The organism is Rheinheimera mesophila (assembly GCF_000986865.1).
Classification (GTDB): Bacteria; Pseudomonadota; Gammaproteobacteria; order Enterobacterales; family Alteromonadaceae; genus Pararheinheimera; species Pararheinheimera mesophila.
On record NZ_LAVS01000011.1, the window covers coordinates 29,264 to 42,608 of the forward strand.

12 protein-coding genes are annotated in these 13,345 nt (G+C 48.9%); 8 read left to right on the top strand and 4 right to left on the bottom strand.

The genetic code is table 11. The features are described 5' to 3' along the window. Positions 1-69: 69 nt before the first annotated feature. On the top strand, positions 70-387 hold the full coding sequence (locus SD53_RS06345) for a DUF1840 domain-containing protein (RefSeq protein WP_046519397.1): 318 nt from the start codon (positions 70-72) through the stop codon (positions 385-387). 23 nt (positions 388-410) lie between these two features. On the opposite strand, the gene SD53_RS17975 is transcribed toward SD53_RS06345, so the two are convergent. Further along, positions 411-3,059, bottom strand: coding sequence for a CHASE domain-containing protein (locus SD53_RS17975; RefSeq protein ID WP_125060951.1), 2,649 nt, complete (start codon positions 3,057-3,059; stop codon positions 411-413). 146 nt (positions 3,060-3,205) lie between these two features. Between SD53_RS17975 and SD53_RS06355 the strand changes: the two genes are divergently transcribed. Next, positions 3,206-5,149, top strand: coding sequence for a DNA topoisomerase III (locus SD53_RS06355; protein WP_046519398.1), 1,944 nt, complete (start codon positions 3,206-3,208; stop codon positions 5,147-5,149). A gap of 83 nt (positions 5,150-5,232) precedes the next feature. After that, on the top strand, positions 5,233-5,997 hold the full coding sequence (locus SD53_RS06360) for a peptidylprolyl isomerase (RefSeq protein ID WP_046519399.1): 765 nt from the start codon (positions 5,233-5,235) through the stop codon (positions 5,995-5,997). 15 nt (positions 5,998-6,012) lie between these two features. Here the strand turns inward: SD53_RS06360 and SD53_RS06365 are convergent, their stop codons facing one another. Both SD53_RS06365 and SD53_RS06370 read right to left on the bottom strand, forming a co-directional pair. Beyond that, entirely contained in the window at positions 6,013-6,648 is a 636-nt protein-coding gene (locus tag SD53_RS06365) for a GntR family transcriptional regulator (RefSeq protein WP_046519400.1), read from the bottom strand. A gap of 1 nt (position 6,649) precedes the next feature. After that, positions 6,650-7,825, bottom strand: a complete 1,176-nt coding sequence (locus tag SD53_RS06370) for a benzoate/H(+) symporter BenE family transporter (protein WP_241481759.1) — start codon at positions 7,823-7,825, stop codon at positions 6,650-6,652. Positions 7,826-7,988: 163 nt separating this feature from the next. Between SD53_RS06370 and SD53_RS06375 the strand changes: the two genes are divergently transcribed. The 4 genes from SD53_RS06375 to SD53_RS06390 are packed head-to-tail and all read left to right on the top strand — an operon-like array spanning position 7,989 to position 11,632. Further along, on the top strand, positions 7,989-8,369 hold the full coding sequence (locus tag SD53_RS06375) for a response regulator transcription factor (protein WP_046519402.1): 381 nt from the start codon (positions 7,989-7,991) through the stop codon (positions 8,367-8,369). Continuing rightward, complete coding sequence (locus tag SD53_RS06380; protein ID WP_082101801.1) at positions 8,366-9,109, top strand: YaiO family outer membrane beta-barrel protein; 744 nt, start codon at positions 8,366-8,368, stop codon at positions 9,107-9,109. The genes SD53_RS06375 and SD53_RS06380 overlap by 4 nt, the downstream gene beginning before the upstream one ends. Next, a complete protein-coding gene (locus SD53_RS06385; protein WP_046519404.1) occupies positions 9,090-10,166 on the top strand; it encodes a HEAT repeat domain-containing protein in 1,077 nt (358 codons plus the stop codon). The genes SD53_RS06380 and SD53_RS06385 overlap by 20 nt, the downstream gene beginning before the upstream one ends. Next, positions 10,166-11,632 carry a glycosyltransferase family 2 protein gene (locus SD53_RS06390; RefSeq protein ID WP_206539905.1) on the top strand — a complete coding sequence of 489 codons (1,467 nt, stop codon included), beginning with the start codon at positions 10,166-10,168 and terminating at the stop codon, positions 11,630-11,632. The genes SD53_RS06385 and SD53_RS06390 overlap by 1 nt, the downstream gene beginning before the upstream one ends. 1 nt (position 11,633) lies before the next feature. Here the strand turns inward: SD53_RS06390 and SD53_RS06395 are convergent, their stop codons facing one another. After that, positions 11,634-11,840: a cysteine-rich CWC family protein gene (locus SD53_RS06395; RefSeq protein WP_046519405.1), complete on the bottom strand. Its 207-nt coding sequence runs from the start codon at positions 11,838-11,840 to the stop codon at positions 11,634-11,636. Positions 11,841-11,967: 127 nt separating this feature from the next. Here SD53_RS06395 and purT point away from each other — a divergent pair, with 127 nt between their 5' ends. Next, a complete protein-coding gene (purT, locus tag SD53_RS06400; protein ID WP_046519406.1) occupies positions 11,968-13,152 on the top strand; it encodes a formate-dependent phosphoribosylglycinamide formyltransferase in 1,185 nt (394 codons plus the stop codon). The last annotated feature ends 193 nt before the right edge of the window (positions 13,153-13,345 follow it).

Sequence of the window (13,345 nt, forward strand, 5' to 3'; positions counted from 1 at the left end):
GGCATTCGCTTGTGCTTTACTGCCGAACAGCGCATGCTGAAGTTTCATTTCTCTGGAAGTCAGACCGTTATGTTAATTACGTTTAAATCTGTAGCCGCCGCGCCAGTGCCGATGTTTGGCCATATCGCTTTGCAACTGTTAGAGTTGATGGGCCGTTTACCTAAAGCTCCCGGCGCTTTGTTTGCCGACGACGTGGCAGAGGCGTTGGTGTTGTTGCAACAAGGCTTAACCGAATTGGAAGCCCGTGAGCAGGCTGAATTACCTGATGATTCAGCCGATAAAGACCAGGAAAAACCTAATACGGTTCCGCTAAAACATCGCGCCGTGCCGCTAATTGCATTAATGCAGGCGGCTATACGCGAGCAAAAAGGAGTGAGCTGGGAGTAGCCATTTTTTAAGCCCGCTTGTCGCTATTCCGACTGCTGAGTTTTTTCGTGTCGATTGAATGATGGATAGTAAGGAAAAGTCAGGCTAAAGCAGGTACCTTTACCCAGTTCTGATTCAAAATCTATACTGCCTTGCATCATCTCCACCAGGGTTTTACTGATATTTAACCCCAGGCCTGAACCCTGATTACTGCGACTGTCGGAGCTGTCGGCCTGAGCGAATTTCTGGAAAATTTTGCTTCTGAAAGATTCGGCTATGCCTGCACCCTGATCGGTCACCTGGATCACCAGTTGCTGCTGTTTTAATTGATAACTTAACGTTACGACTGAATGACTGGGTGAAAACTTAATAGCATTGGAGATCAAATTCGACAGAATTTGCAGCAAGCGGAATTTATCCTGATACAAATACACAGGCGCGGCCTCTGGTGGTGCCACTAAATCCAGCCTGACCAGATACTTATCGGCATAGGCCTGATTTTGAGCCTTAGCTTCCTGCAATAACGCCAGCACTTCAACCTCTGAGGGCTGCAGCTTTAACTGGCCAAATTCCAGTTTTTCAATATCCAGAATATCATTGACCAGACGAGCCAGACGGTCGGTATTGGTTTTGGCTATTTGCACCAATTGCTGGGCTTGTGGGGGCAATTCTCCCACTACACCACCTGCTAATAAGCCCAAAGAACCATTAATAGAGGTCAAGGGCGTGCGTAATTCATGGCTGACGGTAGAGATGAACTCGCTTTTCATCCGGTCTATTTTTTTACGCTCTCTCAAGTCATGCAGCATTAGGGTGTATAAATGTTTATCTGCAATATCAACCCGGCTTAACCCCATTTCCAGCGGTATTTGCTGGCCTTCCTGATTCAGTCCAGTTACCTCCACCGTGTGGCCTACCCATAAGTTCAACTGCTCGAGCATCAAAGGTTGCAGCAGTTGGTGATTTTTATGCTCAGGTAAATAGGCCAATAATTTGCTAACCGGCTGACGCAACAGTGCGGGCATAGGGTAACCAAACAACAAGGAGGTTTCTTTATTAACCCTTTCGATCAGCCCTTGCTGATCCACTATGATGATGGACTCAACTGCATTATCAAGGATCGAACTGAGCTCTTTGGTGCGTTGTGCTATTAAGTGCTCAATCCGCGCTGAGCGTCCGGTCAGCACTAACAGAAAGATGCCCAATAAGCTGGATAACACCAAGCCACCGGTCAGCACATACCAGCTTTGCTGACCAGAGTTTGCTGCCAGCATTTTCGCGCTGGGGACCAGTTGTAACTCCATAGTCCGGCCAGCGTAAGACCAAAAATTAACCCAGTTCAGCCACTGCGGATCCGATGAAGCCAGTGGTGCGCCATAATACAAGTCACCTGTTCCCAAGTCTCTGATTTGTAGGTTGAATTGTGAGTTGTCGTATTGGCTTAAGCTGGTTTGTACCAGAACTTTGGTTGAAAAAATACCGCAGACAAAACCACGCAGTTGCTGTCTGCGCTCGGCCTGCGTTTTAGGCTCTGTACCATGTTGATACACAGGAATAAAAAACAATACTGCATCATCTCCATTCACCAGCTTGACCGGGGCCGTCATACTGATTTCGCCCTTATCTCTGGCGTAGTCCATGGCTTCCTTGCGTTTTGCTTCAGCGCTTAAATCCAGGCCAATCAGACTGCGGTCGCCTGTTGCCGACGCCATGTAGCGGACGATGCTATAGCTCGGCCTGACCTCAGCATATTTTACTCCCGGATTGGCATACTCCAAAAAGGCTAAGGCGGGCTCAAGTTCAAGTCGCTGTGCATGACTGACTTGTTCGACCCAATCAAAGTACAATACGCCAGATTCCTGCCAGGGATAATGCTGCAGAAACTGCTGGAACATAGCATCCGTGATCTCAGGCTGAGTGGCAAATAAGCGCTCGAGCGACTGCATTTTTTGCAACACTTTGCTGACCCTGAACTGGAAAGTGGCATTGATTTGTTCTGCCTGATCAAAAAAACGCTGCTGCTGAGTGTCCTGATACTGAAAACGAGCCCGAATAGACAATGCAGTGACCAGCACGGCACAGACCAGCAGAGGCAAGCCTACCGTCAGCCAACGTGACCGCCATAAAGCCCGGGGTCTGGCAAACAGCATAAAGGTTAAAGGCAGAAAGATCATGACACCCAGCATGTCACCTATCCACCAGGTCAGCCAATTCAGTTGCACCTCATCGGTACTGAGAACATTATGCTGCAGCAACACCGCTGTCGATAAACCTGAGCTGATCAGGCAAGCAACAGGGCCCGCCAGAATAAATAAACCTATGATGCTTCGTTCATAGGTCAGTGCGGTGTGAAAGTCAGCAAAACGCCGCACAGACCAGACGGCTATCGCCACGGTCAAGACGGTCACCGCCGCCATGCTAAAACAGTGCTGCAGTTGCTCCGGCCACAGGCTGCTATCCGGCCAATCGCCTCTACTGAAAATCAATACAAAAGAGCCGAGAAAAGTACCAAACAGCATGGGATAACCCCACAGCAGAGTCGCCGCTATGGCAATACCAACAGAGGGAAACACAGCAGTAGCCAGACCCGGTGCTATGGCCAGCATCAAGGCCAGATATCCAAACGCAAAGTAACCAAGGGCCAGCAGAAGGTTACGGATCAGTGCTGTGCTGAAGGCTGAAAGAGTGATCAAAACTGACAATTCACCTGACTTAACCCCGGTTTGCACCGGCAAAGTCTTAGCTTACTCCGTACCCAACAGAAAACAAATGCTGCTGTCTTTGCTTTTTAGCAAAAATTAGGGTTAAATTAACTGTGTTTTCATACAGTCAATTGCTTATGAGATTATATATCGCCGAAAAGCCAAGCATGGCCCGCGCTATAGCCGACGCTTTTGGCTCACATCAAAAACAGCAGGGTTATCTGCAACTTAGCAATGGCGATAAAGTCAGTTGGTGTCTTGGCCACTTATTAGAACAGGCTGAACCCGAGTACTATGATGCCGCTTACAAAAGCTGGCGGCTGGAGCATTTGCCTATAGTGCCAGACCAATGGAAGCTGATCCCTAAAGCTCAAAGTAAAGCTCAGCTTAAAGTGCTCACTCAGTTGATCAAAGAAGCGACTGAACTGGTGCACGCGGGTGACCCGGACAGAGAGGGCCAGTTGCTGGTGGATGAAGTGCTGCAACATAGCAAAATCAGCCCAGGCAAACTGAAACAAACCAAAAGATTACTACTCAACGATTTAACTCCAGGCGCTGTGCGTTTGGCTTTGCAGCAGTTAAAGCAAAATTCTGAGTTTGCGCCTTTGTCGCAAAGTGCCCTGGCGCGCAGCAGAGCCGACTGGCTGTATGGCATTAATTTAACCCGTGCTTATACCCTGCATGGCCAGAAACAAGGCTATCAGGGAGTGTTGTCCGTTGGCCGGGTACAAACGCCAGTCCTGGGATTAGTGGTACAACGCGACTTACAAATAGAGAACTTTGTCAGCCGTGATTTTTATCAGGTCAAAGCACATATAACCACAGCCGACTGGCCTTTTACTGCCATGTGGCAGCCCAGTGAGGCCTGCGCACCTTATCAGGATGAAGAGGGCCGGGTATTGAGTCGCGAATTGGCTGAACTGGTACAACGTAAAACCAGCCATCAAGTGGCTGTAGTAGAGCAAGTGCAACAACTGCCGAAAAAACAGTACGCGCCTTTGCCTTTTAGTTTGTCGGCTCTGCAAATTGAAGCGGCCAAACTGTATGGCATGACAGCGCAACAAGTACTGGATACCTGCCAGCAATTGTATGAACGCCATCAACTGATCACCTACCCACGCTCGGATTGCCGGTATGTACCAGAACAGCAATTTAGTCAGTCTGCTGCGGTGTGTCGCGCCATAGTGGCCAACAGCCCGGAGCTTGCCGATATGCAACAGCAGGCGACTCTGAGTCTGCGCAGCAAAGCCTGGGATGACAGTAAAATTACTGCTCACCACGCTATTATTCCGACCGATAAAGCGCTGAAATCAGCCAGCCTGAATAGCAGTGAAGCCAAGCTCTACTGGCTGATCGCCCGGCAGTTTTTATGGCAGTTTTTCCCACCCTACTGCTATCTTGAGCAGCAGGCGCTGCTGAAAATTGCCGGAGGTGTATTTAAAGCTCAGGCGCGTTTGGTGCAGTCGTTAGGCTGGAAAGCTTTTTACAAGGCCAGTCAGAAAGAGGAGCAAGACGAGGATACTGATGAGCAACAAAGTTTACCGCCTCTGACAAAAGGCCAACAGTTGCAATCCGGTCAGTCAGAGTTGTTGTCGAAACAAACCCAACCCCCAGCTTATTTTACCGATGCCACGTTATTGGCCGCGATGACGGGGATCAGCCGTTTTGTTACGGATCCTGAACTCAAGCGTATTCTAAAAGAAACAGCAGGCTTAGGTACCGAAGCAACCCGGGCTGGTATTCTGGAGTTGTTGTTTAAGCGCGGTTATTTACAGCGCCAGGGCAAACAAATTCGTGCCAGTCAGTTGGGCCGTGTTTTTATTCAGAGCTTGCCACAACGCATCACCACACCAGATTTAACCGCTTTGTGGGAAGCTCAACTGGAACAAATTTGCCATCAACAACAAGATTACCCGCAGTTTATGGCGCAGTTGCAGCCAGAAATTGCCTTGTTAATACAACAGGCTCAGGTATCGGCTGAAATCGCCAAAACAGCTCCTCAACAAAAACCTGCCTATAAGAAGAAAAGACGCTTTGCGGCAGCGGGATCAGCAGGCAAAAAGGTTAATAAAGTTAGCTAGTTCGTTACCAATTGTAATGCTGCTGGCTTGAGCTTTGGTTATTCGATTAAAGTCAACGCACTTTATTCGCAAAGAGCCTTAGCATGTTAAAAAAATCTATATTTGCGGCAACCTTTACCGCTGCTTTGGCGTTCAGCCATCCCGCTGTCGCTACTATTGTGTTGGTAGAAACCAATATGGGTGATTTTGAAATCAACCTGTTTGACCAAACTACGCCAAAAACTGTGGCTAATTTCCTGACGTACGTCAGAGATGGTTCATACAACAATGTCCTGCTCCACCGTTCAGTAAAAGACTTTGTCATTCAGGGGGGAGGCTTCCGCTACAGTGGTAATAATACCAACCCATTTACCGCTGTAACCCCAAGAGGCCCGGTTGATAACGAGCCTAAACTATCTAACGTGCGTGGCACTGTGGCTATGGCAAAAGTGGCAAATAGTCCCAATAGCGCCACTATTCAGTGGTTTGTCAATCTGGAAAACAATGCCAGTAATCTGGATAAACAAAATAGTGGCTTTACAGTATTTGGTACAGTCCAGGGAACAGGCATGTCTATTCTCGACAGTATTGAGGACTTATATGTACCAGCGACAGGAAAATTTGCAGGAGTACCACTGCGTTCATACAGCGCCACAGATCTGGCGAATAATGTAGCTGTGACTGCCAGTAACCTGGTGACTATTGAGCGTATTAGTATCATCAATGACAGCCCAACTACAGCAGCTAATTTGAATCCTGTACCCAACACTCTGGCTGGTAGCAGCGACAGTTCAGGCAGTGGTTCTTCTGCGCCAACTTTACTGCTGGCTCTGGCTGCTTTAGCCTTCTGGCGCCGCCGGAAGGTATAAGCCCCCGGCGAAACACTAGGTGCTAAGCTGGCGCAGGTGAGTGACTAATAACTCACCGGCCTGCTGAATATGCTGCTGTAGTAAAGTGACAGCAGCGTCCAATTGCTGCGATCGCAGTAACTCCAGTAATTGCCAATGCTCCTGATGACTGGTATCGGCATAGTTCAGGCTGATTTCCTGAAAACCTAAATAACGTTCCACTTGCTGGTGCAGACTGTGCAGTAAACGCAGCAAATGCGGGCAATGACTGGCCTGATACAACATCAGGTGAAATTGCCAGTTGAGTGCGCCTCTGTCTGCTGCGGATAAATGCTGATCCTGCTCAATTCGCTGCAATAAATCTTCGGCCTGACCGAGCAAAGCAAAACTAAGCTGAGGAAAAGCCCGACGCAGCGCCATAGGTTCCAGTTGCAGGCGAATTTGATACAACTCTTCAGCTTCTGCTGCGGTTAAAGGCGGCACCATTAAACTGGCTTTGCCTGCCATGACTAATAGCGCTTCTGCTTTGAGTTGCTGTAACGCATCCCGCACCGGAATGCGACTAACCTGATAATACTCCGATAACTTTTGTTGATTCAGTACTGTACCCGCTGGCCAGACGCCCTGCCGGATATCCTGTTTTAACTGCTGATATAAACTGGCTTTAGTCATCTCAGACCACCTGTTTTTTCGGTAGTTTGAGGACCAGCACACAGAGTAAACCTGCGACTAAGCCCCAGAAAGCCGAGGCGATGCCAAAAAAACTAACGCCTGAAACTGTCACCAGTAAGGTGACTACAGCGGCTTCTCTGTTTGGCCCGGCCTGGGTGGTCAGAGTCAAATTCGTAGCTATAGTACCAAGCAACGCCAGTCCTGCTAACGCTGTGACTAAAGTGGCTGGAAAGGCGGCAAATAACGCCACCACAGCAGCGCCAGCTACACCAGTCAGCAGGTAAAAAATACCGGCGGCCACCCCGGCGCTGTATCTTTTGGCCGGATCGGTATGAGCTTCAGGGCTGGCACAAATGGCGGCTGTAATAGCGGCTAAATTGATCGAAAAAGCGCCTAATGGTGCCAATACTATAGTGGTCAGCGCACTGGCATTGATCAAAGGCGACACCGGCAGGTGGTAACCACTGCTTTTAAATACCGCTAAACCCGGAATATTTTGCGAGGTTAAAGTGACAATAAAAAGTGGTACGCCTACACCAATGAATGCGCTGAGAGACCAGTCTGGCCAAATCCAGACCGGAGCAGGCCAGTCTAGATGCACCTGAGCCAGGCTCAGTTGTCCTTGCAAACTGGCATAAAGCACAGCCACCACCAACACCAGCGGAATAGCATAACGCGGCAGGTACTGTTTGCTGATCAGGTAAGTGACGCACATCAAACCAACCAGCCACAAGTCCTGCTGCAAAGAGGTAAAAATCGACAACCCGAAGTTAAATAAAATACCGGCCAGCATGGCAGAGGCGATTTGCAGTGGAATTTTCGCGCTGAGTTTTTCAAACCAACCGGTCAAACCCAAGACTAAACTTAAAGCGGCGGCAAAGATAAACACGCCCACAGCTTCAGCTAAACTCAGGCCCGGTAAACTGCTGACTAAAAGTGCAGCTCCGGGCGTGGACCATGCGGTTAAAACAGGAGCTTTAAAATAGCAAGACAAACCAATGCAGGTCAGGCCCATGCCTAAACCCAGAGCTAAAATCCAGGACGCCATCACCACCTGATCGGCACCTGCGGCTGCTGCAGCCTGAAACACAATAGCCACTGAACTGGCAAAGCCCACCAAGACTGCCACAAAGCCAGCAGCTATGGCCGATAAGCTAAAGTCACGCCACATCGTCATCTACCTTAAATATTTTTGAATACACTAATTTAATTTGTATACAAAATCCAGTGGCTCACTGCTAATTGAGTAACCTCTATTGTCTTTTTTTTCTCTACAGCTTGAACATGTCAGTGAATTAGCTTAAGAAAGGAGCCAGAGACAGCCGATCTGTGGAGTATGAATGGGCGTTAAAACTGTATTGCTGGTTGAGGATGATGAGCTGATTGGCAAGTTATTGGTTTTTATTCTGCAACGTGATGGTTATCAAGTGGAATGGCTGAAAGATGGTCAACAGGCGCAGGAGTTGGTGTTATCCGGTCGCGACTTTAGTGCTGTCGTACTGGATTTAATGCTGCCATTTTTTGACGGCTTGTTTTTACTGGAATTAATTCGCAACCAAGCGGCTATGGCTAGTGTTCCCGTATTGATTCTGACCTCCAAAATGGGAGAAGAAGACATAGCTCTTGCGCTGAAAAAAGGTGCAGACGACTACTTAGTCAAACCATTTCAGCCGCCTGAATTAAGTGCCCGTTTACGTCGTCTGATAGGGAAACAAGGATGATGAAAAGTTTCGTCTTTATGTTGTCCGCTTTCATGCCTGTCTGTGCTGTGGCAGCGGACAGTTATCAATTGGAAAGCGGAGCTGGTTATGAACAGTTGTCGGACAGTTTTGCTGACGGTTCGTTTTATTATGCCGGATTACGTCATGCAACCACAGATTATGGCTGGGGAGCCCGCTGGCAGCGCAGTAAGCGTTTTGACTTAAAGGATCAGGAATGGCTGACGGATGGCTACTATAAACTCAGTGATGATCTCACCTGGTTAGGTCAAGCCGCCTATAGTCCGCAAAACAGAGTAAGGCCTGAGCTCTCACTGGGCAGTCAACTGGCCTGGCAATGGACTAAAGGTTGGGTGGTGACACCGGGAGTCTCTGTATCAAATGATGATCAGCAGGACAGCCGCAGTTACAGCCTGATGAATGAACATTATCGGGGCTCATGGCGCTACGCCTACACCTTGTATCACTCCAGACCCGAAGACACAGGCTCAGCCAATACTCATGTACTGCAAGCCAGTTATTACTTTAACGATACGGATTATCTCACTGCCTTACTGGTGAAGGGCAAAGAGCTGGAACGCCTGCCCAACCGGGTACTGGTGATGGATGTCACCCGCATTGGTTTATTTGGTCAGTTTGCTTTTGCCACCGATTGGAGCTTGTTATACAACCTGAGCTGGTCTGAACAAGATGTGTTATACGAAAAAACTGAGGTGGGTTTAGGTGTCCGATACACACTCTGATGTGATAGTGCAGTTGGTGTGGTACAGCAGCGCTGTGTTATTGCTGATGACACTGATGCTATTGCTGTTGACGCTGTTTATGCATTACGAAAGACGACAGCGAGAAAAAAGCCGCCAGCAGGCCACGGAACAGTGGACTCCTATTCTGTTCTCCTGGATTTATTCGCCGGAACAAACAACGGGCCCTTTGCCTCAGCTTAATGCGGAAGGTTTTGGTTTTGTAGTGCAATTGTGGTTGCAGCTTGAACAAACAGTGCGGGGCAGCGCGTCAACCCGGCTGGCCGAACTGGCGCAGCGCTTGGATCTGATCCCAGTGATGAAACAGTGGCTGCATGGCTACAGTACAGATAAAAAGTTAACCGCCATTATGGCGCTGGGCATAGTGCAGGAAAAATCGGCTTTTGCTGAGCTGTTGCCACATGTGCTGGATAAAAGAACGATTTTCTCTTTAGTGGCGGCCCGGGCTTTGTTGTCGATAGACGCCAAATTGGGCCTGCCGGTTATTTTGAGTCAAATTTATCGCGACGACTGGTCGGTCAGCCGGGTCGCTGGTTTGTTAGTGCGCTTGCCGCACGATCTGATGGTTCGGTCTGTGACAGAGTGCGCCGAAAAAGCCACAGCCAAAGAACTCAGACGGTTAATTAAGCTAATGCATATCTTATCGCCGATCGACAGCCAACCGCTGATCCAGCAGGCTTTAACACAATATCCGGATGAAATGGAACTACTGACTACAGCTTTTGCCAGCGCTGTATCGCCGGATTTACTGCCATTATTGCGCCAGCAGGTTGAACATCCACAATGGGAAGTTCGGGTGCAGCTTGCCAAAGCTCTGGCCCGGTTAGGCGACAGTTCTGACGCGCCTTTATTGTTGAACATGTTGTCGGATCCCAACTGGTGGGTACGGTATCGTGCCGCACAGAGCCTAATCAGCTTACCCGGTGTTGACGAGGCGCAGCTACAACTCTGGCAGCAACAACTGACAGATCCTTTTGCACTGGCGATTTTGTTGCAGGTAAAAGAAGAACAACAACGTCAGCACCAAGGGAGAACCTGATGATGAACGACTGGATGCAGCAGGTCATAGAACTGACCCATCAATGGGTACAGCAGTTGGATTTGGCTCCCTGGCTGGTGCCTTTGCAATGGCTGTTGGTGGGGTATTTTGTCTGTTTGTCAGCAGGTTACCTAACGCTGAATTTAGTAGCGTTACTGGTGATGCGCAGCCATATCCAATCGGCACGAACTGAGTTGTTGCCGGCCAGCTATGCCAGCTTTTTAACGCCTATTTCTGTGCTGGTGCCTGCGTATAACGAGCAGGAAACCATCGCCAGCTCAGTGTTGTCTTTATTGCAACTGACGTACCCTGAATATGAAGTGATCGTCATCAACGACGGCTCCAAAGATGACACTTTAGAGGTCCTCAAACAAAGTTTTGCCTTAAGTTTGTCTTCGGCCACTTGCCCTTTACGTTTACCTTGCCAGCCCATTCGCGGCATTTATCAATCCAGCCGTTACCCGAATTTAAAAGTGATAGACAAAGCCAATGGCGGTAAAGCTGATGCGTTAAACGCCGGGGTGAATCTTTCGCGTTTCCCACTGTTTTGTGGTGTAGACGCCGACTCTATTTTGCAGCGCGACAGCCTGCTGCGTATTATCCGGCCTTTTTTGGAAGACCCGGACGCCATAGCTGCTGGTGGCACAGTACGTATTGCCAACGGCTGTGAAGTAAAAGATGGTTTGTTATTAAAAGCCGCTTTACCAAACAAAATATTGCCGCAACTGCAAATAGTGGAATACCTGCGTGGTTTCTTGTTTGGCCGCCTGGGCTGGTCGTCTTTAAATGCGTTGTTAATCATCAGCGGTGCTTTTGGTTTGTTTAAAAAAGATTTGGTGATTGAAGTGGGTGGCTACCGGCATAAAACTATAGGCGAAGATATGGAACTGGTGGTGCGGATGCATAAACACATGCGGCTGCATCAACGCAAATACCGCATTTATTTTATTCCGGACCCGGTTTGCTGGACTGAAGCACCGGAAGATGTAGCGACCTTAGCGCAGCAGCGGGTGCGCTGGCAGCGTGGTTTACTGGAAAGTTTAAGTGCGAATATGTCGTTGTTATTCCATCCTAAATCCGGTGTGGTCGGCTGGCTGGCTTTTCCTTTTGCCTTGCTATTTGAAGCCCTGGGCCCGGCGCTGGAAGTCATGGGGTATTTATTTATGTTATTTACCTGGCTGGCTGGTTGGTTAGACCCGGCCGCTTTATTGGCCTTCTTAGTGGTGACCATAGGTTTTGGCATATTGATTTCTGTGGTCGCGCTGGTGCTGGAAGAAATGTCGTATCCGGTCTATCCAGGCGGGCGCAGCATCATGCGGTTGTTTTTTATGGCAGTGCTGGAAAACTTTGGCTATCGCCAGTTGAATTCCTGGTGGCGGTTAAAAGGCCTGTGGCTTTGGGCGCGAAACAGCAAAAGTAGCTGGGGCACGATGAAACGCTCAGGCAAATGGCAAAACAGCAAATAAATCAGACGGGTTTAAACTGCTGCACCGCTGTTGTTTGTTGCGCAAAACGCGCTAAGCAGTCTCTACAAATACAGCTATTTTGGTCCGGCGCCTGAGCCAATAGCTCCGCCGGAAATTGCTGCGCCATACACCAACACTGGTTTTGTTCCGCAGTGCCAGCTTTGCATAAATTGTTTTGCTGGCATAAAGGGCATAATTGCTCTGACATAAAAACCTCGATCTGGACAGTGTTTTACTATACCTCAGCCTAGCTTCTCTGGCTGAAATCATGAAGTGTTCAGAGCTGATTTTTGGTATGCTCTTTGCCATTGAATTTCGCTGAGGAAGTGCAACGCATGAGCCAGATAGGAACCCCGGGCGCGGCCAACGCCACTAAAGTACTGCTGCTGGGCAGCGGTGAGCTGGGCAAAGAAGTATGTATTGAGTTAAAGCGGTTAGGCTGCGAAGTGATAGCAGTCGACCGTTACGCCAATGCGCCTGCCATGCAGGTGGCAGACCGTTGTTATGTCATCTCTATGCTGGACGGTGCGGCTTTGCGTCAAATCGTGATCAAAGAAAAGCCTGCACTGATAGTTCCTGAGCTGGAAGCCATTGCTACCAGTACGCTGGTGGAACTCGAGCAGCAAGGTTTCACTGTGATCCCAAGCGCCAAAGCCGCCAACTTAACTATGAACCGCGAAGGCATCCGCCGTTTAGCCGCTGAAGAGTTACAACTGCCAACCTCGCCATTCCGTTTTGCTGATGACAAAGCCAGCTACTTAGCTGCTGTGGCGCATATTGGTTACCCTTGTGTGGTAAAACCTATTATGTCGTCCTCAGGTAAAGGCCAGTCTGTACTGAAATCCGACGCCGATTTAGAGGCTGCCTGGGCTTATGCTCAGGAAGGCGGCCGTGCTGGTAAAGGCCGGGTGATAGTGGAAGGTTTTATCGACTTCGATTATGAAATCACTCTGCTGACAGTGCGTTCCTTTTCCGGTACTCAATACTGCGAACCTGTGGGTCATCGCCAGGAAAAAGGCGATTACCGCGAATCCTGGCAACCTCAGGTGATGTCAGCCGCTGCGTTAGAAAAAGCCCAGCGTTATGCCGCTTTGGTGACTGAAGCTTTAGGTGGTTATGGTTTATTTGGCGTCGAGCTGTTTGTCAAAGGCGACGATGTCTGGTTTAGCGAAGTGTCACCCCGGCCACACGACACCGGCATGGTGACTTTAATTTCGCAAAACTATTCTGAATTTGCTTTGCATGCCCGCGCTATTTTAGGTTTGCCTATTCCTGTTATCCGCCAATACGGCCCGGCCGCTTCTGCTGTATTGCTGGTTCCTGGCAACTCACAGCAAATTGGTTATGGCAACTTAGCTCAGGCGTTAATGCAACCCGACACCGACTTGCGGCTGTTTGGTAAACCCGAAGTACAAGGCGAACGCCGCATGGGTGTGGCTTTGGCTTTAGGTGATAACGTCGATCAGGCCAAACAAAAGGCGCTGGATGTGATAGCGAGAATTAAAGTGGAAGTGTTGTAGGTTTTTCTCCTTTGTCAGGCAGGGGCGACAGAGCCCCTGTTTGGTTTTCAGTGCAGAGCGTCAGGGGCTCAGCCATCTGCAAAACTAAATTTCTTTCGTCTTCAAACCATTAAAACTCATTCTTGTGTTCATCGTGATCTTTGGCTTGCCATTTCTTTTTGTTAATTTATATTTAAATTAAAGTTAACTATAA